The organism is Mesorhizobium sp. M7A.F.Ca.MR.362.00.0.0 (genome assembly GCF_004023175.1).
GTDB lineage: Bacteria > Pseudomonadota > Alphaproteobacteria > Rhizobiales > Rhizobiaceae > Mesorhizobium.
Window position 1 is genome coordinate 8647 of the sequence record NZ_RZTF01000163.1, and the last position, 4573, is coordinate 13219.

Annotated in this window: 6 protein-coding genes; 4 read left to right on the forward strand and 2 right to left on the reverse strand. The window is 64.2% G+C overall.

The features are described 5' to 3' along the window. On the forward strand, positions 1–296 hold a 296-nt coding region (locus EOC06_RS42920; RefSeq protein WP_245469809.1), incomplete at its 5' end, for an Lrp/AsnC ligand binding domain-containing protein. On the opposite strand, the gene EOC06_RS19780 is transcribed toward EOC06_RS42920, so the two are convergent. Next, a complete protein-coding gene (locus tag EOC06_RS19780) occupies positions 293–1192 on the reverse strand; it encodes a LysR substrate-binding domain-containing protein (protein WP_128308574.1) in 900 nt (299 codons plus the stop codon). The genes EOC06_RS42920 and EOC06_RS19780 overlap by 4 nt on opposite strands. A gap of 127 nt (positions 1193–1319) precedes the next feature. Between EOC06_RS19780 and EOC06_RS19785 the strand changes: the two genes are divergently transcribed. Further along, a complete protein-coding gene (locus tag EOC06_RS19785; RefSeq protein WP_023813851.1) occupies positions 1320–2024 on the forward strand; it encodes an SDR family oxidoreductase in 705 nt (234 codons plus the stop codon). Between the two features lie 49 nt (positions 2025–2073). Beyond that, entirely contained in the window at positions 2074–3132 is a 1059-nt protein-coding gene (locus EOC06_RS19790) for a Gfo/Idh/MocA family protein (protein ID WP_128308575.1), read from the forward strand. 71 nt (positions 3133–3203) lie between these two features. Here EOC06_RS19790 and EOC06_RS19795 read toward each other — a convergent pair whose 3' ends face one another. Beyond that, positions 3204–3803, reverse strand: a complete 600-nt coding sequence (locus EOC06_RS19795; protein ID WP_128308576.1) for a DUF922 domain-containing Zn-dependent protease — start codon at positions 3801–3803, stop codon at positions 3204–3206. 118 nt (positions 3804–3921) lie between these two features. Between EOC06_RS19795 and EOC06_RS19800 the strand changes: the two genes are divergently transcribed. Continuing rightward, positions 3922–4419 carry a hypothetical protein gene (locus tag EOC06_RS19800; protein WP_245469811.1) on the forward strand — a complete coding sequence of 166 codons (498 nt, stop codon included), beginning with the start codon at positions 3922–3924 and terminating at the stop codon, positions 4417–4419. The last annotated feature ends 154 nt before the right edge of the window (positions 4420–4573 follow it).

Below are 4573 nucleotides of genomic sequence, written 5' to 3' on the forward strand. Positions count from 1 at the left end.
TGCTCGATCCTGCTCGGATCGGGCAGGCGCAGCTCGTCTTCATCGAGGTGCGGCTCGACCACACGGCGCCGCATGTGTTCGACCGCTTCGCCGAGGCGGTTCTGCGGGCGCCCGAGATCATCGAATGCCACATGGTGGTCGGCGGCTTCGACTATCTGGTCAAGGCGCGCATCGCCGACATGGCGATGTTCCAGGATTTCCTGCAGCGCGTCATCCTGCCGCTGCCCGGGGTGCGGGAGACACACACCTACGCTTCGATCGCCAATGTGAAGCCCGACGCCTTGCTGCCGATCTAGAGCGGCGGCCTTTCTCCCGCATCCAGCAACCATTGCCGCACGGCTTGCGTCGGCTCGGGATGGCGCTGCTTTCGCGGCATGACGACATAAAAATCCTGCGTGCCACGCATTTCGCCAAGGACCGGCTGGACCAGGCGGCCGGCGGCGAGATCGGCGGCTACGAGGAAGCGGCTGGCCAGCGCAATGCCCTGGCCGGCGACGGCCGCGTCGATGGCCAGGCCCGTCTGGTTGAAGCGCATCCGTTTCAATTCGGTCGTCATCTTCAGGCCGACCGCTTTCTCCATGAATTCCGGCCACAGATTGTGGGCATCGTGCAGCAGCACATGGTGCTGGATTTCGGAGGCTGCGATTTCAGCAACACCTTCCGGCAGCAAGGCCGGGGTGCAGACGGCGACGATCTGCTGGGGAAACAGCAGGTCGACGATCAGCCCAGCGCCGAAGGGCGGGCGGCCTTGCCTGACCGCGATGTCGACGCCATCGGCTTGAAAGCTCGATAGGCTCTCGCTGGCCAGCACGCGCAAATCGACCAGCGGGTTGTGCGCGACGAAGTCGTGCAATCTCGGGATCAGCCATTTGGTGGCGAAGCTCGGCGTCACGCTGATCGTCAGCCGCGCCGGCTCGGGACGAAGCAGCAGCGTCGCCTCCGAGATCAGGTCGAAGGCGCGGCGGATATTGGGGACATAGGCGCGGCCCTCATCGGTCAGCGCCAGGCCGCGCGGCAGCCGCTCGAACAGCTTTGTGCCGAGATCGGCTTCCAGCCCGCGAATGTGCTGGGCGACCGCCCCTTGCGTGACATTCAGCTCTTCGGCGGCGATGCGGAAGTTGAGATGACGCGCCGAGGCTTCGAAGGCGCGCAGCGCATTCAACGGCGGCAGGCTGAGGAAGGCTTCGGGCATGCAGGAGTTTTTCTACAGGTTGATTTCAGGCATTCTGGTTCGAACCAGCGGGGAAAACCAGCTATATCAGCGCTCAGCTCCCGAAAACACCGCTTTCGGTGCCCGCAAGCCCTGAGAGGAAAATCCGATGAGTGTAGAAAAAGTAGCTGTGGTGGTGGCCGGCGGCAGCGGCATGGGTGCGGCGGCGGCCAAGCGGCTGGCGGCGGACGGCTTCAAGGTCGCCATTCTTTCGTCGTCCGGAAAGGGCGAGGCGCTGGCTGGGGAATTGGGCGGGCTGGGCGTCACCGGCTCCAACCAATCCAATGAAGATCTGCAGCGTCTCGTCGACCTGACGCTCGAACGTTTTGGCCGCATCGACGTGCTGGTCAACAGCGGCGGCCACGGGCCGCGCGCCCCGATCCTCGAAATCACCGACGAGCAATGGCACACCGGCATGGATGTCTATCTGCTGAACGTCATCCGTCCCGTGCGCATCGTGGCGCCGCAGATGGTCAAGCAGAAGGGTGGGGCCATCATCAACATCTCGACGGCTTGGGTGGTCGAGCCGAGCCCGATGTTCCCGACGTCCGCGGTGTTCCGTGCCGGGCTTGCCGCCTACACCAAGATCTTCGCCAACACCTACGCCGCCGACAATGTGCGCATGAACAACGTGCTGCCCGGCTGGATCGACAGCCTGCCGGCCACAGAAGAACGCCGCGACAGTGTGCCGATGCAGCGCTACGGCACCTCGGAAGAAATCGCCGCGACCATCGCCTTCCTGGCGTCCGAAGGCGCCGGCTACATCACCGGCCAGAACATCCGGGTCGACGGCGGCATCATACGCGCTATTTGAGGGCGTCGGCCGGGAGGGGATCCCGGCATCTCACCCCAAGGAGCAAAGAATGCGGCTTTTGATACTCGGCACCGGCTGGATGGCGCAGGAACATGCGCGGCGCTTCACCGCCATCGACGGCGTCGACATTGTCGGCGCCGTGGATGTCGATCCGGCGCGCGTCGGCGAATTCGCCGACGGCTTCAACATTCCCAACCGCTTTACCGCGCTGGATGAGGCGCTGACATGGGGTGAGTTCGACGCGGTGGCCAATGTCACGCCGGACCGCATCCACCACCCGACCACCATGGCGCTGGTCGCCGCCGGCAAGCCGGTGCTGTGCGAGAAGCCGCTGGCCGAAAACTATGGCAAGGCGACCGAGATGGCCGACGCCGCCGAGGCCGCCGGCATCGTCAACATGGTGAACCTCACCTATCGCAATGTGCCGGCGCTGCAGAAGGCCCGCCAGATGGTGCAGGCGGGCGAGATCGGCACCGTCAGGCATGTCGAGGCGTCCTACCTGCAAAGCTGGCTGGTGTCGAAATTCTGGGGCGACTGGCGCACCGATCCGAAATGGCTGTGGCGCCTGTCACGCGGCCACGGCTCCAATGGCGTGCTTGGCGATGTCGGCATCCACATCCTCGATTTCGCCAGCTATGGCGCAGCCGTCGACATCGACCATGTCTTCTGCCGGCTGCGCGCCTTCGACAAGGCGCCCGGCAACCGCATCGGCGACTACGGGCTAGACGCCAATGACAGCTTCGCCATGACGCTGGACTTTTCCAACGGCGCCTTCGGCGTGGTGCATGCCAGCCGCTGGGCGACTGGCCATCTCAACGAGCTGCGCCTGCGCATCTATGGCGAGAAGGGCGGCATCGAAGTGGTGCACAATCTGGATGGTTCGACGCTCAAGGCTTGCATCGGCGAAAACGTCGAGAACGCCATATGGGAAGAGCTCGACGCCGGCACGGTGCCGACCAACTACCAGCGTTTCACTGACGCGGTGCGATCCGGCGTGCAGGCCGAACCGTCCTTCCGCCATGCCGCCGAATTGCAGAAGGTGCTGGATCTGGCCGTCGTCTCGGACGAGAAGCGGGCGGAGCTGAGGGCGAGTGCGGAAACGCGGTGAGCTGGGCGAAGCGGCCGGCGCCAGCGGTCGAAGATAGCACTGCCGCAAACTTCGGATTGGAGGCTGCGCAGTCAGGGGCCGGTCACGAGCGAAAAAACCAGTTTCTGCAAATTGCCGCCATTGCCGAATTCGACGCGGTCGAAATCGCGGCTTGCCAGCACCCGCGCCTTCGAGATTGCGTCGAGCCGCTTGACCACCTCGGCCCTTGTCTTGCTGCATTTGGGATCGTCGGCGACGGTCAGGCCGTTCGTCGCGGCTTGGATGTCGTGGACCATCTGGACCATGCTGGCGCCATGCACCTTCTCATGGGCGGCGACGCCGGCGATGAAAGTTTCCCAGTTCTTCTGGACGGCGGGCGGCAGGGAGCCGGAGGGTTTTGGCAAGGTGTAGGTGACGATCAGCTTCGGCCGCCCGGCCGTCAGCACGCAGTCTTTGCCCTTGGGCTTGTAGTCCCTTAACCCCCAGGTCAGCTTGAAATTGGTGTAGGCGATGGCGCGGGCAATGCCGAGCTTTGGCCCTTTCTCGCCGATCGACCGGTAGAGTTCGGCGCCGGACCGGCCCGAGATCGCGTAGGGCTCGATCTTCTCGACCGGCTTCCACTCGGCACGAGCGGTGAGCGGCGAGGCAAGCAGGGCGGCAAAGGACAGACACAGGCGAACGCAGGCTCTCAATCCAACTCTCCACGAAACAGGACCGGCTGCCGCAACGGGCAATGCCATCGGATCGCTTTTTCCTATATGCTGCCGACGGGCGCTGCAAATGCCCTGGAGGCAGTCAATTGGGGGAGTCATGAGAGTTGCACATCTCATCGTCGCTGGTGCCTTGGCCGTCGTGCAGGCCGCGCAGCCGGCGTTTGCCGCGTCGTGCGGTGGCTGGAGCGCCAAGATGGAGGAAGACGAGGGCGGCAGCGTGCTGACGGCTTCGGTCTGCGGCGGGCCGAAAGGCGATGCGCATATGATGCTCACCTGTTTCGACACGCCGGTGCTGAGCTACGATCTCGGCGCCACCGGCCAGCAGCTGGAGCCTGGCATCAGCGGTTCGTTCGCGTTCAAGGCCGACGGCAAGACGGTAACGAAGACGCTGCAGCTGGAGGCGATGTACAACTACTTCGTGGTCAATCTGGCGAAAGCCGATCCGTTGCTGGACCTGTTGCGTGGGAAGGGCGATGTGTCGGTCAGTTCAGCCAAATATGGCGAGATCAGCTTTCCGCTGAAGGGGTCGAGCGCGGCCATCGGCAAGGTGCTGGCGCAGTGCGGCAAGGCCGGGCCTGCAGGTGATGCGGATTGAACCTCAGAGGGTTGCGCCGCCCCTCATTGTCCTGCCGGACATTTCTCCCCGTATAGTGACGGGGAGAAAGGGGCAATGGCGACGCCGGCGTTCGCCCTGCAAGGTCGCCGATTGGCGAAATCGTCAGCGACGGCGTCCTTCTCCCCGTCACTAT